The following is a 26372-nucleotide window of genomic DNA, read 5'->3' on the forward strand; positions in this document are numbered from 1 at the left end:
TATGAATTACCAGCGCTGCAGGTCCTTGATTATTTGTCACAGATACGTTAAAATAACCCTCCATTATAACACCAGACTTTATAGTCACATTATGATGAAGGCATGAGGTGATTTTATGAGAACATATAAAACTGCAGAGGTTGCGCACATAATAGGTATTCACCCCAATACTGTCCGCTTATATGAAGATTTAAAACTAATACCAAAACCTGAGAGAATGGAAAATGGATACCGCATATTTACAGAACTTCACATTGAACAGTTAAAGCTTGTGCGCCTTGCGTTTCAGATCGAAGTTTTGCAAAACGGCTTACGCAGGAAGGTAGTTGAGATGGTGAAAGTGTCGGCAACAGGTGATTTCGATGCAGCGATTGAGATTGCGCAGGAATATTTGAAACGGCTGAGGCAGGAACAGGTGAATGCGGAAGAGGCAATTAAGATAGTAACACAGATTTTATCTGGTGCCGTACAGGAAAGTCAACGCGTTTTTAAACGTAAAGAGGTTTCTGATTATCTGAATATTTCGATGGATGCATTGCGTAACTGGGAGATGAACGGATTGCTGACGGTCAGACGGAAACAGAATGGTTATCGTATCTATACGGAGGATGACGTTAAGCGATTAAAGATTATTCGCTCCCTCAGATGTGCAAATTATTCACTGGAGGCAATTCTTCGCATGCTGAATCAGATGTCTAAAAATCAGAATGTAGATATAAAACGGGTGTTGGATACGCCGCAGGAGGATACCGATATTATTGCTGTGTGTGATAAATTGATTACTTCTCTGAGAGAGGCTGACTATAATGCACAGAAAGTGATCTGTAAACTTCAGAGCATGAAAAACAGATTTTTGTAAAACCCTCCACTTTACCACCAATGTTTTCAGAGGTGGTATGCTCTTGCAAAAGACCATAAAGGAGGATGTACATGGAAGAAATAATTAAGGTTGAGAAACTGACAAAAACATACGGGTCACGAAAAGCGGTGAGTAATATGAATCTGTCCGTAAACCGTGGAACTGCATTTGCACTGCTCGGAGAGAACGGTGCTGGAAAGAGCACCGCAATTGAATGCATTCTGGGAACGAAAAGAGCTGACAGCGGAAACGTATCAGTGTTAGGCTATGATCCCGCAGCTGACCGCAAAACTTTGTTTGAAAAAGTTGGTGTTCAGTTTCAGGAGAACAATTACCAGGAGAAGATTATCGTTACAGAACTGTGTGAAGTCACTGCATCACTATATCGAAAAACAGCAGAACCAGAGTATCTTTTGGAGAAGTTTGGAATTCTGGATAAGCTGAAGAGCCCGGTTGAGGAACTGTCAGGAGGACAAAAACAGAGGTTGTCAGTTGTGCTCGCACTTCTGCCTGAACCGGAAGTTGTCTTCCTGGATGAATTGACAACTGGTCTGGACACGAAGGCACGAAGAGCCGTCTGGAAAACTCTTTCGGAACTTAAAGAAAAGGGATTGACGATCCTGATGACATCGCATTTTATGGAGGAGGTAGAAGCGCTGTGCGATGAAATCTGTATTTTAAAGCAGGGAGAAACTGTGTTTTATGGAGCTGTCGATGATGCGATTAGAAACAGTCCCTGCAATAAATTAGAGGACGCTTATCTCTGGTACACTGACATGGAGGGCACAGCAGATGAAAACTTTTAAAGTGATATTTAAAACAGAAATGAAACTTTCATTCCGCGGAATGGACATGATTATATTCGCGATTTGCATGCCGGTGGCTGTATTACTAATTCTGGGATTTATTTATGGAAATAAACCGGCATTTGAGGGCGCAGACTATTCTTTTCTGGAACAGTCGTTTGCCGCACTGACAACAATCTCAGTCTGTGCAGGCGGTGTCATGGGACTTCCGCTCGTCATATCGGATTACAGGAGCAGACATATTTTAAAACGTTTTAAAGTGACACCCGTCAGCCCGCTTATGATTTTGCTCGCCCAGGTTGCCATCTACACAATTTATGCGGTGGTGTCGTTGATACTGTTGTATGCCATTGCATCCGTCTTATTTGGATATCAGATCCGTGGGAGCTTGCCAAAGTTTCTTGGCGGGTTTGTTCTTGTGATGATTTCCATGTTCAGTATTGGAATGTTTGTTGGGGGAATTGCACCAAATACAAAAACAGCTGGTGTGATAGCCAGCATCTTATATTTTCCCATGTTAATATTTTCAGGTGCAACGCTGCCTTATGAAATCATGCCGGCATCGCTGCAGAAAGTTGCAGACATTATGCCATTGACACAGGGAATAAAATTGTTAAAAGCGGCTTCTCTGGGGCTGGAAGTTAAAGGGGTACTGCTTTCCATTATTGTTACATCGGCGATAGCCTTATTATGTATTTTACTGTCTCTCAGGTTTTTTAAATGGGATTAGGAGACCGCAAAGTATACAGCGCGCTGCAGGAAGAGCAAGAAGTCCTGCGGCGTCTTACTGTATAATTTGCAATACAGATTTTTTCTGCTATGATATACATAAGAATAACGGACGATGAAAACTCGTGAATGTATTGATGCAATTCGGTATGGGAGGCATGATATGCGGAGGAATACAGGAAGGAAAAGATTAAGCTGGGTTGCCAGAACTACTTTGATTTTGATATGTGTGATATTGATTCCATTTCTTGCTTTAACAGCTATTTTGGCAAATATGGCGTTAAATAATATGCAGGAGCAGACGGAAACACTGGTAGAGTATAAGCTGGAAGAAAGTTCTGTGTTTCTGGAAAACCAGCTGGATAATATCTATGACATTTTGTACCATATGATGACGGACAAACAGCTGCTCCGCAGTTGTGATGCGATGTATAATGAGCATGATGTGGAGCTGGCGAAAAGCAATATGCGGGAACGTTTCTTATCATTTGTCCAGATGGACAACTATCTGATAAGCGCCACGTATATTGGAATGCATGACGAATTCTATACATACGAAACTTATAATGCGGCACAGGGAGAATCTGTATGGGCAGATGATACGTTCAGAACTTATATTTTGCAGAACAGTCTTAAGAAGTATGAAATGCAGTTTGTCCCGGTGAATTTTGAAAAAAAGACCGGAAATATAGGCCCCCGTATCTATTATATCACGATAACCCTGCGGGACTATGTTGCGGATGAAGATATCGGTGTACTGGCACTGGGACTCAACCAGAATTTCTTTGACTGCCTGGAAAAAGGAAGTAAGTGGGATGCGCTGTTCGACGGGATGATAGGGGTTATTGATTCCAGCGGGCATATCGTATATTCCAACGACGAATCGGCTATAGACTGTCAGTATGAAGAGTGGATGCAGGAAAAGAACGACACGACGAAGAATACCCTGATCAACACGAGGGAGTTGTCGACCATGCCATGGCATCTATGTTCCGTGATCGACCGAAAGCTTGTAATGAATGACATCGACCGATTTATGCTGCTTGTAATCGGTCTGCTGGTGATCAGCATGGTGCTCTCTGTAGCGGGAGGTTATCTGGTCAGCCGCTATTTTACAAAAAATCTGAAAATGCTGGCAGATGGATTGAGGCAGTTTGGGGAAGGCAAGATCGGGATGCAGCTGCCGTCCGTCATCGAAGATGAATTTTATCCGGTTGTTGTGCAGTTTAACGAGATGAGTACAAGCATCCAGCATCTGTTGGAAGAGCGGAAACTGCAGGAAGAAAAGACGATTGATGCAATCAGAAGGCAGAGGAAAGCGGAGCTGCGTGCAGTTGAAATGCAGATCAATCCTCACTTTCTGTATAATACACTGGATGCGATCAACTGGATCGCAATCGAGAATGAACAGTATAAGATCAGTGAGATGCTGTCCAGCCTGGCCAGTATTTTCCGATACAGCATATCCCATATCGACATGGTGGTTCCTGTATGGGCTGAGGCGGAATGGCTGGAAAAGTATTTGTTTCTGCAACAGCAGCGATTTAACAGCAGCTTTTCGTACACGATTACGATACCGCAGGATGTGGAGGATCTGCTGCTTAGGAAAATGATTCTGCAGCCGATCGTGGAGAATGCGATCATTCATGGTGTTGCCGGTGTGAAGGATGGACATATTGAGATCACGTTCTCTCTGGAGGGAGAAATTTTGACGATTCAGGTCATTGACAATGGTGTTGGAATCGATCAAACAGACGACGGGGGACAGAAAAATGACGGCAGATCCCATATCGGAATAGGAAATGTAATGGACAGGATTAAAAGCTATTACGATACCCGTGCCGGTATACAATTTGAAAAAAATTCGGGTGGGGGTACGATTGTCACGCTTAAAATTCCAGCGATTCGGGAGGAAACATAAGGTATGATAAGTGCAATTGTGGTGGAAGATGAGTACAGAGCACGTACCGGATTGGTGAAAATGATCGAGAATCTGGGAGAGAATTACAGGGTGCTGGGGAGCGCCGAAAACGGGTATGAGGGCATGCTGCTTGCACGGGACTTAAAACCGGATGTTATCTTTGCTGATATTCAGATGCCCAGGGTCAGTGGGCTGGATATGATTCGGAATCTGCAGGGCACCGGTAATGATTATCGTTTCGTTATCATTTCCGGTTACGCGGATTTTGAATATGCACAACAGGGAATCAGGCTTGGCGTTATCGATTATCTGCTGAAGCCAATTACCATCTCTGCGATGAGAGAACTGCTGGAAAAGATAGAGAGGGAGATCAACGAACCGGGTGACAGTGTGGAGGCGGAGACAGAAGAAGTGCCATATACGCCGATGATCCGGGAGATTGTCAATGAGATGAAGAAACATTACGGGGAAAAGCTGACCCTGGAAGAATTCGCACATACTTATGCTGTCACACCGGAGTATCTAAGCTCTCTGTTTTCCAGGCAGATCGGCTGTACCTTTGTACGGTATCTGAAGGAAATACGTATGGCACATGCAAAAGAGCTATTGTGCACCAGTAAAAAGAAAATATATGAAATCGCATTTGAAGTGGGATATCCGGACGTGAAGTACTTTTGCCGTATATTTAAAAATACAACCGGCATATCTCCAAAAGAATATGTAAGGCAATGTCATAAATAGCAAAATGACGGAGTGACCAATGGGCACTCCGTTTTTTATTGTAAAAATCTCCACCTTTCTTAAAAAAGTCATATTTTATGCTGCGAAACAAGAAACTATAATACAATTATCGAAAGCACATAGGTGCAAGAAGGAGGTAACGAATGAAGAAAAAAATAGCAGCAGGTGTATTGGCATTTTCAATGGTTGTTACCGGTTTGGCGGGCTGCGGCAAGACTGAAGACGCCAAACCCCAGGATGGCGGTACGGATCAGACGACAGAAAGCAACCCGTCAGAGACAGAAACAAAAGGCGCCACGGAGAAGAAACAGGTTGTTCTCTGGCACAGCAACGTCTCACCGGAGGTGGAGCCTTTCGAGAAAATGCTGGCAGAATTTAATGCACAGAGTGACACCGTGGAAGTGGTGACAGAGTGGGTTCCGAGGGAAGAACAGACGAAACAGCTCACAATCGGCAATATGGCGGGAGAGCTTCCGGACATGGTGTACGTCGATAACCCGGAAGTTATCAACTATGGAGAGATGGGTGTCTTCCAGGATATCAGCGGACTGTACGACAAGTGGGAGGACAATCAGCTGCTGGATCTGATTCAAAATTCCTGCGTATATGACGGGAAGATGTATGGAGTACCATATATCTGCAACAATCTGGCGCTGTTCTACAATAAAGATATGTTGGCAGAAGCCGGCGTAGAGCCGCCAAAAACATGGGATGAGCTTATGGAAGCTGCAAAAGCGACAACAAAAGACAATGTTTATGGTCTGGCATATTCGGCAATCAAGAATGCCGAGTGTACCTTCCAGTTTATGCCGTTCCTCTGGTCAGCAGAAGGCGACTGGACCGAGATGGATTCTGAAAACAGTATCCGTGCACTGGATTACTACGCAAACTTTGTGAAAGAAGGATACACCAATAAAGAAGTTTTGAACTGGTCACAGGCGGACGTATGTAAGCAGTTTGGGTCTGGTAACTGTGCGATGATGATCAATGGATCCTGGAATGTTGGTACATTGCGCAATGATTATGCAGATGTGAACTGGGGTGTTGTGCCGATTCCCGTTGACAAAGTCAATGCTTCCTGTCTGGGTGGCGAAGCGATCTGTATTACCAAGGATGCCGATGCAGAGGCATGTATGGAATTTATCGAGTATTTCGTAGGACCGGAGGTAAATCCGGGATTTGCCAAGAGTATCACAAAATTCTCTCCGCGTGCGGACATTGATAATGAGACAGAGTGGGGAGACGATGCGGAGATGAAGGTATTTGCAGACGGGCTTGAATATACAAGGCCACGTGGTCCTTATCCAAAATGGACAGAGGTTGACAACGCGATCATAGAGGCGTGCCAGAGTGTTCTGACAGGTTCCAAGACAGCGGAACAGGCAGGAAAGGATGCTGCGGCGACCATTAAAGCAATTGACGAAACATTACAATAGCAGTAACAACCTGTCACATGTCTTTTCCAAGAGTTTGTGACAGGTTTTTTAAAGAGAAAGGGTGTGAGATGTATGAAAAAAAGAAGGTTATGCCTCGACGAGCGGAAAAGAGGAATTCTCTTCGGAAACTGCTATATACTGCCCGCATTGATTTTTATGATTGCCCTGATCGGGTATCCCATTTTTTATAATATTTATATCAGTTTTTTTGATATGACAGCCCAGAGCGTAGGACAGGGGCATTCGGCCTTTATCGGCCTTGAGAATTACATCAGGATTTTTCAGGATCCAACGATGAAAAAAGCGCTGTTCAACACATTTTTCTTTACCGTGTGCTGTATTTTTTTTCAGTTTGTCATCGGATTCGCATTTGCAGTTTTCTTCAGCCAGAAATTTAAGGCGGCGAGATATATAAAAGGCCTGCTGGTGATCGGTTATATGATGCCGATGACGGTTGTGGCACTGCTTTGGAAATTTATGCTCAGTCCGTCCAACGGTATCATCAATACAATTTTAGTGAATTTACATATCATCGGGCAGCCTCTCGAATGGCTGATGGACGGCAACACGGTAATGTGGGGGCTGATCATTGTAAATACATGGGTCGGTATTCCGTTTAATATGCTGCTGCTCTCCACAGGGCTCGATAATGTGCCGGAAGAGATCTATGAAAGCGCCAATATAGACGGGGCGAATCCCATCCAGAGGTTTTTTAACATTACCATACCGATGATCAAACAGTCGATTTTCTCAGTACTGCTTCTGGGATTTGTCTATACGTTCAAGGTGTTTGATCTTGTGTATGTGGCGACAGGCGGAGGCCCGGTCGATGCCTCGGAAGTCCTGTCCACGTATTCCTATAATCTGTCATTTAAGACCTATTATTTTGGACAGGGTGCGGCGGTAGCCAATGTGCTGTTTATATGCCTGTTTGTGGTGGCGCTGATCTATCTGAAGGTGATTGGAAAGGAAGAGGTGAATTAAATTGATGAGGAAAGAACGAACACGCAACATGGTGAATACGCTGATTGCGATTGTGATTGCCATGATATTTCTTTTTCCGATCTACTGGATTTTTATTTCCTCTTTAAAAAGTGATGCGGAAATATTTGCAAATGATCAGACGTGGTGGCCCAGGGAAATGCATCTGGAAAACTATGTGAACCAGTTCCAGAATAAGACGGGAACGGCAAATATCATGACGCAGTTTAAAAACAGCTGGATCATTGCACTTAGTTCGATGGTACTCTCTCTGGTGCTCTCGATACCTGCAAGTTATGGTCTCTCAAGATTTCGCCTGCCGGGGAAAAAGGTGATGCTGATGATGTTTCTGGTTACGCAGATGCTGCCGGCATCTCTGATACTGACGCCGCTGTTTCTGATATTCAGCAAAATAGGAATTCTGAATTCCTATCTGGGGCCGATTCTGGCTACTTCGACCATATCGATACCGTTTGTCATCATGGTACTGCGACCGATATTTCTCGCATGTCCATATGAAATAGAGGAGGCTGCGCGTATTGACGGCTGTAATCATTTTACGGCTTTTCTGCGTGTGACACTGCCGGTCTGCAAGAGCGGGATCATCACAGCCGCAGCATTTTCCTTTATCTTTGCATGGAATGATCTGATCTATTCCATCACCTTTAATAACAAAGCGGAGCTGCTGCCAATGACTTCCGGTATTTATCAGTTCATGGATGCCTATGGCACGCAGTGGAATATGATCATGGCATACGGCGTGGTCACGGTATTGCCAATCGTTGTTATTTTTATTTTCCTGCAGAAGCATATCGTAGGCGGACTGGCAGGAGGAGCCGTAAAAGGCTAAAAAAACAAAACAGGAGACGAATAAAATGAAAGGTATTGTATATCAGGAAGGAAACCGACTCGTTTGGAAATATGATGATGAGATGCTCTGGATTGAACCGTGGGGAAGAGACAGTCTGCGTGTGCGCGTAACGCATCTCTACGAGATGCCCGGGCAGGACTGGGCGCTGCTGCCTGTGGAAGAGACGGAGGCGATTATTGAAATTACAGAAGATGCCGCGACGATAACGAATGGAAACATTACCGCCGTATGCAATGATTTGGGCAGGCTGGCCTTTACCAATGAAAAAGGGGAAGTTCTGTTAAAGGAACGCTGGGAAGACCGTGCAGTGGACGTTGATATGATGGCGACGGATAATTATGCGAGAGTTATGAAGAGCTTTGGGGGATCCATACCGGAAGCAGCCATGACCTTTGAGGCAAATGAGGGAGAAAAGATTTTTGGTATGGGGCAGCGGCAGCTCTCATTTCTGGAATTAAAGGGTGCCGAGCTGGAGCTGTGCCATAAGAATTCACAGTCATCCATTCCCTTTTACATCTCGAATAAAGGATACGGTTTTTTGTGGAACAACCCTGCCGTGGGAACGGTATATTTTGCAAAAAACCTGACCAGGTGGACGGCAAAAGCGACCAAAGCGATTGATTACTGGGTGACCGCAGGAGAAACTCCGGCGAAACTGATCGAAAACTATACAGAAGTCACCGGACGCTCCGGTCATTTTCCGCATTTTGCTTCCGGCTTCTGGCAGTCCAAGCTTCGCTACCGGACACAGGAACAGGTGTTGGAAGCAGCCCGGGAGTATAAAAGACGCGGACTCCCGATTTCGGTGATCGTCATAGACTTTTTCCACTGGAAACACCAGGGGGACTGGAGTTTTGATCCCGAGTATTTTCCGGATCCGAAGGCAATGGTGGAAGAACTGGAACGCATGGGCATCAAACTGATGGTATCCGTGTGGCCGACGGTCGACCCGTTCAGTGAAAATTATGCCGAGATGAAACAAAAGGGGTATCTCACACAGGTCAACCGTGGTGTCAGAACACAGTATCACTGTCTGGGAGCGCAGGTCTTCTATGATCCGACGACGGAGGAAGCTCAGAACTATATGTATGAAAAGCTGAAAAAAAATTACGGTCAGTATGGGATCGAGGTATTCTGGCTGGATGAAGCAGAGCCGGAATTTCAGCATTATGATTTTGATAATTACCGTTTCCGAATGGGAGCGGCACAGGAGGTCGCCGGTATTTATCCGATCTGCTATATAAGGGCTCTTTACGACGGACAGGTGAAAGACGGTGTCGAGGGACCGATCAATCTGACACGCAGTGCATGGGCGGGGAGTCAGAGGTACAACGCGCTCGTCTGGTCAGGAGATATCTATTCCTCTTTTCGTTCCTTCCGCATGCAGATGAAGGCCGGACTTTCCGCCGGGCTTTCCGGTATTCCCTGGTGGACGAGTGACATCGGCGGATTCTGGGGCGGCGATCCGAAAGATCCTGCGTTCCGGGAATTGCTGGTCCGCTGGTTCCAGTTCGGTGTGTTTTCGCCGGTATGCCGTCTGCATGGACACAGGAAGCCATCCGGTACGCTTCCGGAAATCGAAGACAGCGGCATGTTTGATTTTACGACATGCGGACCAAATGAGATCTGGAGTTATGGGGAAGAGAATTATGAAATCTTAAAAGGGCTTCTGTTTTTAAGAGAACGACTTCGCCCTTATGTGGAGGGCTTAATGGAGGAAGCATCTCTGAATGGCTCCCCTGCTCTGCGGACGCTGTTCTACAATTATCCACAGGATGAAACATGCTGGGAAATCGAGGATCAGCTGATGCTGGGTTCTGACCTGCTGGCAGCGCCGGTCCTGTATGAAGGGATGCGGGAACGGGAAGTGTATCTGCCGAAGGGAGACTGCTGGATTGACTATTATTCAGGAGGCGAATATGAGGGCGGACAGAGGATCTGCTGTCAGACACCTCTCTCTGTCATACCGTGTTTCCTGAGAAAAGGCTCCGGTCTGTATGAAGTGATAAAGGCGTAGAAACGACGACAATCAGGAAGAGCAGGTGATAAAGGATGAAGAACAGACTGAAAGCTCCACGCTTAGCGGAGGTGAAAATAGCAGATGATTTCTGGTCGCCTTATATTTCCCGTGTACGTGACATTATGATTCCATATCAGTGGAAAATACTGAATGATCAGATTGAACATGCAGTTCCCAGCCACTGTATAGAGAACTTTAAAATAGCAGCGGGCGAGAGCGAAGGGGAATACTATGGAGCTGTATTTCAGGATACAGATTTGGCAAAGTGGCTGGAGGCGGTGGCATACAGCCTTGCACTTCGGCCGGACGAAGAACTGGAAAGGCTGGCAGATTCGGCGATCGATTTGATTGGCAGGGCGCAGCAGGAGGATGGATATCTGGATACCTATTATACGATTAAAGAACCGGGGATGCGCTGGACGAACCTGCGGGAGGGTCATGAGCTCTATACGGCCGGTCATCTGATCGAGGCGGCCGTCGCGTATTATCAGGCGACGGGAAAACAAAAGTTTCTTAAGATCATGTGCAGGACTGCGGACTTGATCGATGAGGTTTTCGGGAAAGGGAAGATCGACGGATTTCCGGGGCATCCGGAGATCGAACTTGCGCTCATCAGGCTGTATCACGTGACAGATGAACCCCGTTATCTGAAGCTGGCAAAATACTTTGTGGATGCGCGTCACGGCTCCCCCAATTGTTTTGACCGGGAAGCAAAGAGTCCTGGGTTTCATCATATCTTCCCGGAATTTGAACACCTGGGATATAACAATGCACAGGCGCATCTTCCGGTTCGGGAACAAAAGACTGCGGATGGACATGCCGTCCGCGCCGTCTACCTGTATGCTGCAATGGCAGATCTGGGCTGTGAATGCGAAGATTCGAGTCTGCTTAAGGCCTGCCGGACGTTGTATGACAATATCACAAACAGACAGATGTTCCTGACAGGTTCCATCGGGGCAGCGGCGGATGGAGAGTGCTTTACCTGCGACTATGATCTGCCGAATAATTACAATTATTCAGAGACATGTGCATCAATCGGGCTTGCCATGTTTTCGCTGAGGATGCTGCAGATCGATCGGGACGGGAAATATGCGGATACTGTTGAAAGGGCTTTGTATAATACCGTACTCGGTGGAATGGCACTGAGTAGTAAGGAGTTTTTTTATGTGAATCCGCAGGAGGCAGTGCCGGAGCATCTGCGCACCAACCGTACGCTGCGTCATGTACTGCCCAAGCGGCGTCCGTGGCTGGGAGTGGCATGCTGTCCGCCTAATATTGCGAGAACGCTGATGTCACTGGGACAATATATCTACGGCGCTGACGAGGAAACAGTCTATATTCAGATGTTTATTTCAAATGAAGTACAGTTTACCTTTGGCGGAAAACGGGTGACGATTGCCATGGAGACGACCTATCCCTATGGGGATACCATTGTTATCCGGGTGAAGAATCCGTATAACGCCCGGTTTAAACTGGCCATACGAAAACCCGGCTGGAGTCAGGACATCTCGATTACTCAAAATGGCAGGGAGCAAAAAACTCGATTGGAAAAGGGATTTTGCTTCGTGGAAGAACAGATTTTGGACCAGAGCGTCTTTCAAATCGGGCTGGATATGAAACCCATGCTGGTTCAGGCGCATCCCCGGGTGCGCCAGAATGTGGGAAAGGCCGCGATTGTGAGAGGGCCGCTGGTATATTGTCTGGAAGAAATTGACAACGGAGATAACCTGGGGGCAATTGTGATTTCCGGAAATGCAGAATTGAATCTGGAGTATTTACCGGATTTATTTGACGGTGTGATGACGATTACGGCAAACGCCAGGCGCATCCGCGAAGACATATGGGAAGACAGGCTGTATCAGCAATGTTCAGAGGATGAGACGATATCCTGCAGGATTCGCGCGATTCCGTATTGCCTGTGGAACAACCGGGGAATCGGTGAAATGCTGATATGGATTCACAGAAGATGACAGGAGGGAAATATGGCAGGTATAACATTTAAACACGTGAAAAAAGTGTATCCGGGTAACGTGGCGGTTGTCCCGGATCTGAATCTGGAGATTAAAGACAAGGAGTTTATCGTGCTTGTCGGGCCGTCAGGATGCGGAAAGTCGACAACATTGCGGATGATCGCAGGGCTGGAGGAGATCACAGACGGCGAGCTGTATATCGGTGACCGCGTGGTAAATAACGTTCCGCCGAAGAACAGGGATATCGCGATGGTATTTCAGAATTATGCGCTGTATCCGCACATGACGGTATATAAAAATATTGCATTTGGTCTGAAACTGAGGAAGACACCAAAAGAGGAGATTGATCAGAAAGTACATGAAGTGGCTAAGATTCTGGATCTGGAGCCGTTACTGAACCGTAAGCCGAAAGCACTCTCGGGCGGACAGCGGCAGAGGGTAGCACTGGGACGCGCGATGGTTCGCAAGCCTTCGGTATTTTTGCTGGATGAACCGCTTTCCAACCTGGATGCAAAATTGCGTACTTCCATGCGATCCGAAATCAGCAAGCTGCATAAGCGGTTAGACACGACTTTTGTGTATGTCACTCACGATCAGACAGAGGCAATGACGATGGGAGACCGCATCTGTGTGATGAAGGATGGTATCATTCAGCAATTTGACATACCGCAGGTGCTGTACAGCGCACCGTGTAACCTGTTTGTCGCCGGATTTATTGGGTCTCCGCAAATGAATTTTATGGAAGCACAGATCGCGGAAGAAAACGGGAAACTCTATGCAAAGTTTGCAGGAACGGCACTGCCAATGACCCGGGAAAAATCAGAAAAGCTGCGGGACTATATTGGGAAGACAGTGATTTTAGGCATTCGCCCCGAGGATTTCCTGCCGGCGGGCGGCAAAGAGGCGGGGACGATTACCGCATATGTGGATCTGGTGGAACCGATGGGTGCAGAGATGAACCTGTATCTGCAGTGCGATGAGAAGAAGATGGTGGTCCGCATGCCGGGAGAATATCAGGTAAAAGAGGAAACAGAATGTACGCTGGCGGTGAAAGCGGACAAGATTCATGTGTTTGACAAAGGTACGCAACTGGCGATCTGCCACTGATGAGGGATAAGGTTGAAAGAAAACTTTCACCCATCCCTGATTTGAGCCGCAACAAGTGCGGCATGAGAGGAGAAAATGAAACACGAACATATATTGGGGATCGAGCTTGGATCCACCCGTATAAAGGCAGTGCTGACGGATGTGAACTATCAGGAGATTGCGTCCGGAAGCCATCAATGGGAAAACCATTATGAAAATGGCCTGTGGACATACGCAGAGGCGGAAATATGGGAGGGACTGCAGTGCTGCTATAAAAACATGGCAGAAGATTACGAACGCAGGTTTGGAGAAGCACTGACGGAAATTTCGGCCATCGGTCTCAGCGGCATGATGCACGGTTATCTCGTTTTTGACGAGGCGGGAAACCTGCTGACGCCGTTTCGCACATGGCGGAATACGAATACCGGGCAGGCGGCAGATGAACTGACGAAACTGTTTTCCTTTCCTGTTCCGCAGCGATGGAGCATTGCACATCTATACCAGGCAATCCTGAATCAGGAACCACATGTGAAAGCAGTGCGCTACATGACGACTTTGTCAGGTTATGTGCACTGGAAACTAACGGGAAAAAGGGTTCTCGGAGTAGGAGATGCGTCTGGAATGTTTCCAATTAACAGAGAAACTGCAACCTATGACGAGGCGATGCTCGCAGCTTTTGATGAGCGTATAGTAGATGAGAAGTTCCCGTGGAGATGCAGGGACATTCTCCCTGATGTATGCAAAGCAGGTGAGGATGCAGGGCATTTGACCGAGGAGGGGGCAGGGATGCTGGACGTGACAGGGAATCTGAAGGCCGGCAGTGTATTGTGTCCTCCGGAGGGAGATGCGGGAACCGGTATGGTTGCGGCAAATGCCGTGCGCCCCTGCACCGGAAATGTCTCCGCGGGCACGTCCATCTTTGCCATGGTCGTCTTGGAAAAACCGCTTGCGGAGGTGCATCCGGAGATCGACATTGTCACGACGCCGGAGGGATCACAGGTAGCGATGGTACACTGTAATAACTGTACGTCTGAGATCAATGAATGGGCGTCTTTATTTCAGGAATTGCTGCGGGGGATGGGTGTGGAAAAAACAGACGCCCAACTGTATCAGCTCCTGTTTGAAAGTGCTGCCATCAGCGACGGTGACTGCGGCGGTGTGTTATGCTGCAACTATCATTCCGGTGAGCCGATTGTGAAGATGGAAGAGGGACTGCCGATGCTCATACATCGGACAGAGGGGCATCTGAGTCTGGGGAATTTCATGAGGGCTCAGCTGTATGCAGCGGTGGCAACGCTGAAGATCGGATTTGATATCATCAGAAAGGAAGGGATCCGCGTCGACTATCTCACCGGGCACGGCGGACTGTTTAAAACGCCGGAAGTCGGACAGAGAATTTTATCGGAAGCATTGAAGGTTCCCGTATGTACAATGGACCATGCCGGAGAGGGAGGTGCGTGGGGCATTGCACTTCTGGCAGCTTATCGTCTCAGACAGGGAATGGATGGCTCCCTGGATGATTTCCTGAGCCAATGTGTCTTTCGTGATACACACCGGACAACCATCTGTGCAAAGGAAGAGGAACAGAGATGCTTTGATATTTACATGAAACAATACGATAATCTGCTGAACATAGAGCGGGTGGCCATAGAAGAACTGTATGAAGGGCACCGGTAGTTTTCAGCAGTTAAGGAGATTGGATATGCTGGAAGAACTAAAAGAAAAAGTGTGGGAAGCAAATATGCTTTTGCCGAAATATGCGCTGATCACGTTTACATGGGGGAATGTTTCCGGGATTGACCGTAGCAGGGGACTGGTTGTAATTAAACCATCCGGTGTGGCGTATGAGAATATGAAACCGGAGGACATGGTTGTTGTGGACCTTGAAGGCACAGTTTTAGAAGGAAAATGGAAACCGTCCTCAGATACGCCGACCCACCTGGAATTGTATAAGAATTTCTGCGATATCGGCGGTGTGGTTCATACACATTCGAGATGGGCGACGACATTTGCGCAGGCAGGCCTGGAAATTCCTCCGCTTGGAACGACGCACAGTGATTATTTTTATGGAGCGGTTCCCTGTACGCGTACTATGACTCCTGAGGAAATAAACGGGGAATATGAAAAAGAGACCGGTAAAGTAATTATAGAAACATTTCGGGATCTGGACCCACAGACGATTCCTGCAGTTGTGGTACACAGTCATGGTCCCTTCACATGGGGGGAGAGTCCGGAAAAAGCGGTGGAATATGCAGTTGTTCTGGAAGAATGTGCAGGAATGGCCTGGCAGGATCTGCTGGTTTCCAACAATACGGTACGACCGATTCAAAAAGAGCTGCTGGATCGGCACTACTTGCGTAAGCATGGACAAAATGCTTACTATGGACAAACAGTATAACATCAGTTAAAAAGTCAGGTGCGAAAGATATTCTTGCACACTGACTTTTTCTTTCAAATGACACCAGAGAGAGAAATTAATATGATTTTATTTTGAAATGAACGGACCTTAAGCACAGTACAGACATTGTTTGGGGGCAAAAGTAATATACAGAGGTGTCAGTCGTTTTTCTTTCGGGAAACATATTGGAAACATGATAACTGTGAGTCAATCCGGTATAAAGAATTGTTAAAAATAAGGGATATAATGGGGCAGGCGAACAGGAAATTACGGATACATTTGTCGGATTAAAAAAATAAATAAAAAAAATGGAAAAAAGAGTTGACTTATGGGGGGACCCGTGCTATTCTAATATAGCTGTCGCTGATACAGACAAGCACAGCAAACAACGAACTTTGATAACTGAACAGTAAAACACATCCTTGAAAATTCTAAAAAAAGAATTTCATTAAATTGACGAAAAGTCAAAACCAACAGTAAAAGGGATAAGATAGCCAAGAGTTATCTTGAACTGGAACGAACACTTAATTTGAGAGTTTGATCCTGGCTCAGGATGAACGCTGGCGGCGTGCTTAACACATGCAAGTCGAACGAAGCACATAAAACGGACATCTTCGGAAAGAAGTATTATGTGACTGAGTGGCGGACGGGTGAGTAACGCGTGGGTAACCTGCCGTATACAGGGGGATAACAGTTAGAAATGACTGCTAATACCGCATAAGCGCACAGAGTCGCATGACTCGGTGTGAAAAACTCCGGTGGTATACGATGGACCCGCGTCTGATTAGGTAGTTGGTGGGGTAACGGCCCACCAAGCCCGCGATCAGTAGCCGACCTGAGAGGGTGACCGGCCACATTGGGACTGAGACACGGCCCAAACTCCTACGGGAGGCAGCAGTGGGGAATATTGCACAATGGGGGAAACCCTGATGCAGCGACGCCGCGTGAGCGAAGAAGTATTTCGGTATGTAAAGCTCTATCAGCAGGGAAGAAAATGACGGTACCTGACTAAGAAGCCCCGGCTAACTACGTGCCAGCAGCCGCGGTAATACGTAGGGGGCAAGCGTTATCCGGATTTACTGGGTGTAAAGGGAGCGTAGACGGCATAGTAAGTCTGATGTGAAAGGCGGGGGCTCAACCCCTGGACTGCATTGGAAACTATTAAGCTGGAGTGTCGGAGAGGTAAGTGGAATTCCTAGTGTAGCGGTGAAATGCGTAGATATTAGGAGGAACACCAGTGGCGAAGGCGGCTTACTGGACGATCACTGACGTTGAGGCTCGAAAGCGTGGGGAGCAAACAGGATTAGATACCCTGGTAGTCCACGCCGTAAACGATGTATACTAGGTGTCGGGGGGCAAAGCCCTTCGGTGCCGCAGCAAACGCAATAAGTATACCACCTGGGGAGTACGTTCGCAAGAATGAAACTCAAAGGAATTGACGGGGACCCGCACAAGCGGTGGAGCATGTGGTTTAATTCGAAGCAACGCGAAGAACCTTACCAAGTCTTGACATCTAACTGACCGGTCCGTAACGGGGCCTTCCCTACGGGGCAGTTAAGACAGGTGGTGCATGGTTGTCGTCAGCTCGTGTCGTGAGATGTTGGGTTAAGTCCCGCAACGAGCGCAACCCTTATCCTTAGTAGCCAGCAAGTGAAGTTGGGCACTCTAGGGAGACTGCCAGGGATAACCTGGAGGAAGGTGGGGATGACGTCAAATCATCATGCCCCTTATGATTTGGGCTACACACGTGCTACAATGGCGTAAACAAAGGGAAGCGATCACGCGAGTGTCAGCAAATCCCAAAAATAACGTCTCAGTTCGGATTGTAGTCTGCAACTCGACTACATGAAGCTGGAATCGCTAGTAATCGCGAATCAGAATGTCGCGGTGAATACGTTCCCGGGTCTTGTACACACCGCCCGTCACACCATGGGAGTCGGATATGCCCGAAGCCTGTGACCCAACCGTAAGGAGGGAGCAGTCGAAGGTGGAGCCGATAACTGGGGTGAAGTCGTAACAAGGTAGCCGTATCGGAAGGTGCGGCTGGATCACCTCCTTTCTAAGGAAGAAGAAGTAGGCATTGAGCATTTGATGAGAACGAGCCGGAAGGCGAAGGTCGAATCTAGTGCGAAAGCCCGCCTGGACACTTAGCGAATGCGAGCGAAAGCGAAGCATAAGGTTAGTGACCACGGTGAAGAGATGTGTTTTACTGTTGAGTTATCGAAGAGATAACGCACTGGTGAGGAAAAAAAGAGCAGCTTACTACACAACGTAAGCAGAGGAAGTTCCACTGACGTGGAACAGCTTTCACACTAAGCTCAAAAGGGCCTCGCTAAGTGTTCAAAGCTTCTGGTGGCGATGCGCTTAGGGGAAACACCCGTACCCATCCCGAACACGATGGTTAAGACTTAAGCGGCCGATGGTACTGCACTGGTGACGGTGTGGGAGAGTAGGTGGCTGCCAGAACCCTTTAAAAAGTGTGGGAAACGCTTTTTGAGATAAAACGGGCACCCACAGAAGCGTGCCAACCTACAACAGCAGGGAAGTGTTGTTTTACATAACTGGTTTTACCAGTGATCAGAGAGAACAAAGAAGTTTGTTGTTTCTGATGGCTGATAAAACAGCCGGCGAGACGAAGGCGGACGATGTGAGCGGACATCGGGATCAAAGATCCCTCAGTCGTGACATTACATGCCAATACATGAAAGAATCTTTGCACGGACAGGCGAACCTGACCGCACAAACCTTGTTTCCTGTGTTCCCATCAGGGAAGTGTTTCGCGTATGTACCTTGAAAACCGCATATACGAAAATATCTATATTGATAACATCTCTTATCAGCGAAGCTGATAAGCAAGAAACGTTAGAGATAGGAAAAGACATCCGAGGAACCACAGGCAGAGATGCATGTGGTGAATCAAACATTGTAAACGCAATGAAACGAAACGCTCGATGCGAAAGCATCGCAAGTACCGACTGTTCCAAACGCTATTGGAGCAGGAAGGTCAAACAAGAAAGAGCGCAGGGTGGATGCCTTGGCACTAAGAGCCGATGAAAGACGTGATAAGCTGCGAAAAGCTTCGGGGAGGAGCAAATATCCTACGATCCGGAGATCTCTGAATGGGGAAACCTGCATACCCAAACGGTATGTATCCATACGCCAATTCATAACGTATGGAGGGGAACCCGGGGAACTGAAACATCTAAGTACCCGGAGGAAAAGAAAGAAACATCGATTTCCAAAGTAGCGGCGAGCGAAATGGAAGGAGCCTAAACCAGCATGCGTGCATGCTGGGGTTACGGACTGCAGAAAGTGACTTCAATGCTAGTAGAATGGTTTTGGGAAAGCCAGCCAGAGAGGGTGAAAGCCCCGTATACGAAAGCAGGCGAGAGCGAGCAGGATCCAAAGTACCGCGAGACACGAGAAACCTTGCGGGAAGTCGGGGGGACCACCCCCCAAGGCTAAATACTCCTTAGTGACCGATAGCGCATAGTACTGTGAAGGAAAGGTGAAAAGGACCCCGGGAGGGGAGTGAAAGAGAACCTGAAACCCTGTGTTTACAAACTGTGGAACCACTTTACAGGTGGAACCGCGTACTTTTTGTAGAACGGTCCGGCGAGTTACGCTGGCTGGCAAGGTTAAGCACTTCAAGGTGTGGAGCCGAAGGGAAACCAAGTCTTAATAGGGCGATTAAGTCAGTCAGAGTAGACCCGAAACCGGGTGATCTATCCATGTCCAGGTTGAAGTTGCCGTAAAAGGCAATGGAGGACCGAACGCACATCCGTTGAAAAGGGTGGCGATGAGGTGTGGATAGGGGAGAAATTCCAATCGAACCCGGAGATAGCTGGTTCTCCTCGAAATAGCTTTAGGGCTAGCCTCATGAGAGTCTTTTGGAGGTAGAGCACTGAATTTCCTAGGGGGCGTCAAAGCTTACCGAAGAATATCAAACTCCGAATGCCAGTAAGATGATTCATGGGAGTCAGACTATACGAGATAAGTTGGATAGTCAAAAGGGAAAGAGCCCAGACCACCGGCTAAGGTCCCAAAGTGTGTGTTAAGTGGAAAAGGATGTGGGATTTCGAAGACAACTAGGATGTTGGCTCAGAAGCAGCCATACATTCAAAGAGTGCGTAATAGCTCACTAGTCGAGAGGTCCTGCGCCGAAAATGTCCGGGGCTGAAACACAACACCGAAGCCGTGGGATGGTAGCAATACCATCGGTAGAGGAGCATTGAAGACGCGAAGAAGCGGTACCGTAAGGAGCCGTGGAGAGTCTTGAAGAGAGAATGCCGGAATGAGTAGCGAGAGAGAGGTGAGAATCCTCTCGGCCGAATATCCAAGGTTTCCAGAGTAAAGCTGATCTGCTCTGGGTAAGTCGGGGCCTAAGGCGAGGGCGAAAGCCGTAGTCGATGGACAACAGGTTGAGATTCCTGTACTGCAAGGTAACAGAACTGTGGGGACATATGTGGAAAGTGCAACCCTGGAATGGAATCCAGGGGCAAGCGAGGTAGGAGTAAGGCAGGCAAATCCGCCTTACAATCCGAAGGCGTGATGCGGACCGAAATAAAGTAGGGAAGTGCATGAGCCATGTATCAAGAAAAGCCGCTATTGTTTACCGTGTACCCGTACCGTAAACCGACACAGGTGGATGAGGAGAGAATCCTAAGGCCGACGGAAGAAGCATTGTTAAGGAACTCGGCAAAATGACCCCGTAACTTCGGGAGAAGGGGTGCCATCGAAAGATGGCCGCAGAGAATAGGCTCAAGCAACTGTTTAGCAAAAACACAGGTCTATGCAAAACCGAAAGGTGAGGTATATGGGCTGACGCCTGCCCGGTGCTGGAAGGTTAAGAGGAGAGGTTAGCCGCAAGGCGAAGCTTTGAATTTAAGCCCCAGTAAACGGCGGCCGTAACTATAACGGTCCTAAGGTAGCGAAATTCCTTGTCGGGTAAGTTCCGACCCGCACGAAAGGCGTAATGATTTGAGCACTGTCTCGACAATGCATCCGGTGAAATTGAAGTACCAGTGAAGATGCTGGTTACCTGCGCCAGGACGGAAAGACCCCATGGAGCTTTACTCCAGCTTGATACTGGGATTCGGTATTGCATGTACAGGATAGGTGGGAGACGAAGAAGCACGAACGCCAGTTTGTGTGGAGTCAATGTTGGGATACCACCCTTGCAGTATTGGATTTCTAACCAACAGCCGTGACCCGGCTGGGGGACAATGTCAGGTGGGGAGTTTGACTGGGGCGGTCGCCTCCGAAAGGGTATCGGAGGCGCTCAAAGGTTCCCTCAGAATGGTTGGAAACCATTCGCAGAGTGCAAAGGCAGAAGGGAGCTTGACTGCGACACCGACGGGTGGAGCAGGTACGAAAGTAGGACTTAGTGATCCGGTGGTTTTAAGTGGGAATGCCATCGCTCAACGGATAAAAGCTACCCTGGGGATAACAGGCTTATCACTCCCAAGAGTTCACATCGACGGAGTGGTTTGGCACCTCGATGTCGGCTCATCGCATCCTGGGGCTGTAGTAGGTCCCAAGGGTTGGGCTGTTCGCCCATTAAAGCGGTACGCGAGCTGGGTTCAGAACGTCGTGAGACAGTTCGGTCCCTATCCGGCGTGGGCGTAGGATATTTGAGAGGAGCTGACCTTAGTACGAGAGGACCGGGTTGGACTGACCACTGGTGTACCGGTTGTTCCGCCAGGAGCATGGCCGGGTAGCCAAGTCGGGAAGGGATAAACGCTGAAGGCATCTAAGCGTGAAGCCCCCCTCAAGATGAGATATCCCATACGTAAAGTAGTAAGACCCCTTGAAGACGACGAGGTAGATAGGGCAGAGGTGGAAGTGCAGCAATGTATGGAGCTGACTGCTACTAATCGGTCGAGGGTTTGACCTGAGCACGCGAAGCGTGCGAAGGTCGTTCGATAGAGCAAAGCGAGATCGAACTTCCCCTGCATAAGCAGAAGGAAGTAAGAGAAGCGGGATCGAACTTCCCCTGCATAAGCAGAAGGAAGCAAGAGAAGCGGAGATCGAATGACCCGAAAGAAGACGGTAGAAGCGTGGATGGATGTAATAGTGTATGCGGTTTTGAAGGTATATCAAAACATATATGGTTATAGGGGATTAGTTCAATGGTAGAGCACCGGTCTCCAAAACCGTCGATGGGGGTTCGAATCCCTCATCCCCTGTTAATAAAAGCCCTGTAAATTCAACGTTTACAGGGCTTTTTGTCATTATACATATGCATCGCTTGCCTCGTGATCAGAATCTTTGAGAAGATGGCTATAGATATCCTGTACAGATTTGATTTTGCTCCTAATCGAACAAGTTCCGTGATTTGTTTATATACAAAAATACTGTATCTATTTCAGAGGGGATGGCACTATGAAAAAGGATGTAAAAGAGACGGATAAGGCAAAGGATATCTGATACAATGAAAAAAGGGAGGATGCGTAATGTTAAAAGATGCGATTATTGGTTTTGCCATTGGTGACGCGCTTGGTGTGCCTGTAGAGTTTCAGAGCAGAGGAAGCTTTACTGTGAAAGATATGCAAGGGTATGGGACACACGATCAACTGCCAGGAACATGGTCAGATGATACCAGTATGACGATTGCAACTTGTGCATCCATCAAGCGGAAAGGCTGCATTGATTATTATGATCTGATGCAATGCTTCCATGATTGGTATAATACTGGTGCTTATACTGCAGATGGTACTGTTTTTGATATTGGGAATACGACCTTTCAGGCGATTAATAAGTATCGTAATGGTGAAATGCCTATCAGATGCGGCATAAGTTCTGTTAGTGCTAACGGCAATGGCTCTTTGATGCGTATCTTGCCGCTGGCTTTTATGGACAGTACAAAAGAAGAGGTCTGTAATGTGTCAAAGCTGACACATGCACATGAGATATCACAGAAAGCATGTTGCATTTATGTGGATATTGCTAAGAGACTCTTAAAAGGAGAATCATTTAGAAATATTATGTCGTCATTATTCTATCAGGCACCTTTTAATCGCCTGCAGCGTTTGGAGACTCTTCCAGAGGCTGCCATACAGTCATCAGGATATGTTGTACATACGCTGGAAGCTGCCTTATGGTGCGTTGTAAATACCAGCACATTTGAACAATGCGTGCTGAAAGCGGTAAACCTTGGTGATGATACTGACACGACAGCCGCAGTGGCCGGGGGACTGTCAGGTATTATATATGGATATGACAATATTCCCAGGAACTGGATCGCGATACTCAGAAATATAGAGGCCATTGAGCAAACGTTATTTATGTAAACCATCAGCCAGTCAAATGGCCGGTGGTTTTTCTTATACCAACGGAAAAGAGAAGCTATAAGGGTAAAAGTATTGACTAAGTTTCGGGACTGGACAGCAGATATGAAATTCCGAAAGCCTGGTGCATTCCTGACCATACGCGCACCGATTGTATTTTCATCCGGAGTATCATTTCAGCACAAAAGAAAATCCGGGAGCAAAAGGGAAATGGTTTGAGGATTGGCTACTAAGAGGCAGCAAGTCAAACTTTGCGATTAAGGCTTATAAAGAACAATACAGCTTGGCGGATTATGATGTTATCAGATGTAAGGGAGGACTATATCGCTTCACAGGAGCTTGCTGATCATGTGGATATGGGGAAACTGCCTGATAAGCAGGAACGGTCTGTCGGGGTGTTATACTATGAAATGGTCATTGAGCCGGCTGTTGTTTATGAGAAAGAAAAAGGTGAATAAATATGGCAGGTGCAGCAAAAACGGGAGTATATCCTTGCTACGAAAAGCAGTTCCAGATTGACACTGCGGTATCCGGTGCAACAGCGGCAATGAAATCCGGTATTTTGTTATGCGAAACTAGGCAGGGGAATTAATTAATAATTGACGTTTATTAGAAAATTAAGGAATTATGAAATAGAGAATGATATCAATTATTTTTTTATTCGAGAGTATGGGGATCGTCCCATCTCATAAAAACCCCCGGCTGTGCTATGCCGGAGGGATATCTTTAAAATGGGCCACATCAGGTTCTAACATTGAATTTCTGACTGCAATAAGCACAAGTTACTTCAATATTTCCACGACCTGAAGGCACATTCATTCTTTTTGAGCAGTATGGACATGTTAAGAGTGTTTTTGCATTTTTAGTAGTATTCGTTACAGGATCAACCCTTGTTTTAGAACCCCTAAATAGACCGCCAAGCATTAAGATTACACCGCCAATAAGTACGTAACTCCCCCATGCCATTTTTGTCGTATAAAATGCGGTATTACTTTGATAACAGAGAGCTTTTAGCAGAAACAAACCATAAGCACTCGTTACAACAGCCATAAATTTTGAAAACGAATTGGATTTTACAATCAAATATAACGTAATAACTGCCATGACGATATAGGCTACACCAAACTTGGAAAACCCAATAATCATATTAGGGGTAATGGCCCCCCCCTGCAAAGCGGCTGTTACACCGGTGTAAGTTTGTGTTTTGCTGATGGGTAAAAAGGCTGCGGAAAAACATAATACGGATCCAAAAGCAGCACTTGAAGATTTTTCTGTGTTTTGTGTATTCATATTTTTTCCCCCTGATTAAGAATATAATTGTTTATATGTTTAGGATACAATCTGTTTTTGCAAATTTGTTTTGGTATGTATATAAGCATTAATCAGGTATTTCGTGTGAATCTGAGTGGTTTTTTTGTTATGGGAGGGATTTCAATGTAGGATATGAAAAAAGGAACTGTTTTTACAAAAAGCTAAGAGTTTTTGCTCATTATTTTAGTCATTTTAATTTTTTTTGCGCTTTCGTCCAAGGATGTAAATGCTGATGCGGCCGTTACATCTGAAGAAATTAATTCTTATTTATTCGTATTTGACTAGAGATATTCCTAATATGAAATTTAGTGTAACAGCATTTGAGGGCTATAATAATTAACAAGGATATTTCATATTTCCTCATTATGAATGGAAATATGGCGTAGTAGATACGTCAAAAGAGAAGAGTGTCAGCTACGGACCAGCCGTTTGGGTTGCACAGTAAAAGAGGCCGAAAAAGAAGAATATCGAATCTTTATATATAGGAACGATTACTAATAAATTGTACATAGCGCTATGAGCCTCCGGTTTTCCTCCCGGAGGCTATTTTTATTTGCCTTAAAAAATAGAACCGATAAATGGCTACGCGTCAATGGGCTACAATTGCCGGTACACGCAACCAAATATGGTTCTGTAGAAAGTATATTTGGTATTGGATACAGCGTAAATAAGCGGTCTTTTGGGAATTACGAATAGATAAACTATGCTATGAAAATATTAACGGTAAACTCCAAAACCGTCGATGGGGGTTCAAATCTCTCATCCCCTGTTAATAAAAGCCCTGTAAATGTTGAATTTACAGGGCTTTTTGTTATCATACATGTTTGTAAGTTACCGGGATATAAACCCAGGTTTTTTCACCACAGTAATATTCAAAGCTCAATTTCCCATCCATAAATTTGTATTGACTGGAATCGAGCCATTTAGAAAAAATGTCCTTCCACATTTTGCGGATGTTCATGTTCAGCTCGGCTATATCCTTTGCAGAGGGAACTAAAAATACTGCATACTCAGCCGCTGGAACATCGAGAACTTCCATCCCATGGGGAACGAAATCTTTGCTTTTCACAATTGGTCCAAAGAAATAATGTAACTCACCCGATTCGGCGTCAGGATGTGTCCATGCGCCGATTTCGGCGTAACCTGGATAGGTCAGTTTCTGATACTCTTCTAAACTAACGCTGGAAAAATCCTTTCCCAGCCAATATGCGCCGTTGTCCAGAACATCCAATTCCCCTTGTGGTGGAGCCAGGCAGTAGCCGATCGCAGAAAAGGCCTGCAATTTCTTGATTGCTGGTGTCATCATCGCTTCTGTACCTCCTTTTATCATATATTCGGTGGGAGTGAGCGCGTACTGTTTCCGAAATGCCTTATTAAAGCCAGATACTGTTTCAAAGCCATATGTTAGAGCAACGTAGGTAACGCTGTACCCTTTACACAGGGCAATAGCAGCATGTGCCAGTCTGCGTTGCCGAATATAGGCCCCGGCCGAAAGACCATATATGCTTTTGAACGCATGACAAAAGTGGTAAAGGGAATATCCAAACATGCTGGCAAGTGCTGAAACAGGCAAAGGTTCTGTCACCTTTGTCTCGATATATGCCAGGCACCGTTCCATGTCCAGTTGATAGCTCATTATCTCACCTCCAATGTAACCATAACATAAATCTGTAAGTTCTGCTTTTCCAAAGTTGCTTTGCGATAAGGACAGACGCAAAAATCTATTATCATATTTCTGTTTTTTGTATTTCATCAGTTTATAGATATATATGCAGGTTTTCTATGCAGAGCTATGCGTCTACGGTACAAATCCAAAACGACAGTTCTGTAGTGGAAGGTATAAACTTCCTGAATCGGAATGGTATAAACCGATGGTTTTGACTGATTCACGATATGAGGATTTATTTTCAGAAGAGTTATTAAAGGTAAATAAAGATATCACGGTAGGATAGTA

The 26372-nt window shown here is 46.4% G+C and carries 17 protein-coding genes, 1 tRNA gene and 3 rRNA genes; 19 read left to right on the forward strand and 2 right to left on the reverse strand.

Going from position 1 to position 26372, the window contains the following annotated elements; genetic code table 11:
• The first annotated feature begins 115 nt into the window (after positions 1-115).
• The 19 genes from MCG98_RS08585 to MCG98_RS08675 all read left to right on the forward strand — a co-directional run bounded on the left by MCG98_RS08585 (position 116) and on the right by MCG98_RS08675 (position 23565).
• Entirely contained in the window at positions 116-859 is a 744-nt protein-coding gene (locus MCG98_RS08585; RefSeq protein ID WP_240301606.1) for a MerR family transcriptional regulator, read from the forward strand.
• Positions 860-930: 71 nt separating this feature from the next.
• Positions 931-1665, forward strand: coding sequence for an ABC transporter ATP-binding protein (locus tag MCG98_RS08590; protein ID WP_240301607.1), 735 nt, complete (start codon positions 931-933; stop codon positions 1663-1665).
• Positions 1652-2395, forward strand: a complete 744-nt coding sequence (locus MCG98_RS08595; protein ID WP_240301608.1) for an ABC transporter permease — start codon at positions 1652-1654, stop codon at positions 2393-2395. The genes MCG98_RS08590 and MCG98_RS08595 overlap by 14 nt, the downstream gene beginning before the upstream one ends.
• A gap of 162 nt (positions 2396-2557) precedes the next feature.
• Positions 2558-4315, forward strand: a complete 1758-nt coding sequence (locus MCG98_RS08600; RefSeq protein WP_240301609.1) for a histidine kinase — start codon at positions 2558-2560, stop codon at positions 4313-4315.
• Positions 4316-4318: 3 nt separating this feature from the next.
• Positions 4319-5056 carry a response regulator gene (locus MCG98_RS08605; RefSeq protein ID WP_240301610.1) on the forward strand — a complete coding sequence of 246 codons (738 nt, stop codon included), beginning with the start codon at positions 4319-4321 and terminating at the stop codon, positions 5054-5056.
• A gap of 143 nt (positions 5057-5199) precedes the next feature.
• A complete protein-coding gene (locus MCG98_RS08610; protein ID WP_240301611.1) occupies positions 5200-6492 on the forward strand; it encodes a sugar ABC transporter substrate-binding protein in 1293 nt (430 codons plus the stop codon).
• 72 nt (positions 6493-6564) lie between these two features.
• On the forward strand, positions 6565-7476 hold the full coding sequence (locus MCG98_RS08615; RefSeq protein ID WP_240301612.1) for a sugar ABC transporter permease: 912 nt from the start codon (positions 6565-6567) through the stop codon (positions 7474-7476).
• A 4-nt stretch (positions 7477-7480) separates the two neighbouring features.
• Positions 7481-8323, forward strand: coding sequence for a carbohydrate ABC transporter permease (locus tag MCG98_RS08620; protein WP_240301613.1), 843 nt, complete (start codon positions 7481-7483; stop codon positions 8321-8323).
• Between the two features lie 25 nt (positions 8324-8348).
• On the forward strand, positions 8349-10361 hold the full coding sequence (locus MCG98_RS08625) for a TIM-barrel domain-containing protein (protein ID WP_240301614.1): 2013 nt from the start codon (positions 8349-8351) through the stop codon (positions 10359-10361).
• A 35-nt stretch (positions 10362-10396) separates the two neighbouring features.
• On the forward strand, positions 10397-12334 hold the full coding sequence (locus MCG98_RS08630; protein WP_240301615.1) for a beta-L-arabinofuranosidase domain-containing protein: 1938 nt from the start codon (positions 10397-10399) through the stop codon (positions 12332-12334).
• A 12-nt stretch (positions 12335-12346) separates the two neighbouring features.
• A complete protein-coding gene (ugpC, locus tag MCG98_RS08635) occupies positions 12347-13441 on the forward strand; it encodes a sn-glycerol-3-phosphate ABC transporter ATP-binding protein UgpC (protein ID WP_240301616.1) in 1095 nt (364 codons plus the stop codon).
• Between the two features lie 75 nt (positions 13442-13516).
• Positions 13517-15097: an FGGY-family carbohydrate kinase gene (locus MCG98_RS08640; RefSeq protein ID WP_240301617.1), complete on the forward strand. Its 1581-nt coding sequence runs from the start codon at positions 13517-13519 to the stop codon at positions 15095-15097.
• 25 nt (positions 15098-15122) lie between these two features.
• On the forward strand, positions 15123-15818 hold the full coding sequence (locus tag MCG98_RS08645; protein WP_240301618.1) for an L-ribulose-5-phosphate 4-epimerase: 696 nt from the start codon (positions 15123-15125) through the stop codon (positions 15816-15818).
• 525 nt (positions 15819-16343) lie between these two features.
• Positions 16344-17877, forward strand: a 16S ribosomal RNA gene (locus tag MCG98_RS08650).
• 289 nt (positions 17878-18166) lie between these two features.
• A 5S ribosomal RNA gene (gene rrf / locus MCG98_RS08655) occupies positions 18167-18284 on the forward strand.
• Positions 18285-18820: 536 nt separating this feature from the next.
• A 23S ribosomal RNA gene (locus tag MCG98_RS08660) occupies positions 18821-21714 on the forward strand.
• The 16S, 23S and 5S rRNA genes sit together here with 1 tRNA gene alongside, the layout of an rRNA operon.
• 221 nt (positions 21715-21935) lie before the next feature.
• A tRNA-Trp gene (locus tag MCG98_RS08665) sits at positions 21936-22006 on the forward strand.
• Positions 22007-22273: 267 nt separating this feature from the next.
• The gene (locus MCG98_RS08670; RefSeq protein ID WP_240301619.1) at positions 22274-23110 is read left to right on the forward strand and encodes an ADP-ribosylglycohydrolase family protein; all 837 of its coding nucleotides are present in this window, start codon (positions 22274-22276) and stop codon (positions 23108-23110) included.
• 290 nt (positions 23111-23400) lie between these two features.
• A complete protein-coding gene (locus MCG98_RS08675) occupies positions 23401-23565 on the forward strand; it encodes a hypothetical protein (RefSeq protein WP_240301620.1) in 165 nt (54 codons plus the stop codon).
• Between the two features lie 283 nt (positions 23566-23848).
• Here MCG98_RS08675 and MCG98_RS08680 read toward each other — a convergent pair whose 3' ends face one another.
• Positions 23849-24397: a hypothetical protein gene (locus MCG98_RS08680; RefSeq protein ID WP_240301621.1), complete on the reverse strand. Its 549-nt coding sequence runs from the start codon at positions 24395-24397 to the stop codon at positions 23849-23851.
• Positions 24398-25232: 835 nt separating this feature from the next.
• Positions 25233-26054: an AraC family transcriptional regulator gene (locus MCG98_RS08685; RefSeq protein ID WP_240301622.1), complete on the reverse strand. Its 822-nt coding sequence runs from the start codon at positions 26052-26054 to the stop codon at positions 25233-25235.
• Positions 26055-26372 lie beyond the last annotated feature (318 nt).

Origin of the sequence: Ruminococcus sp. OA3, assembly GCF_022440845.1 — a bacterium.
Lineage (GTDB): Bacteria > Bacillota > Clostridia > Lachnospirales > Lachnospiraceae > Ruminococcus_G.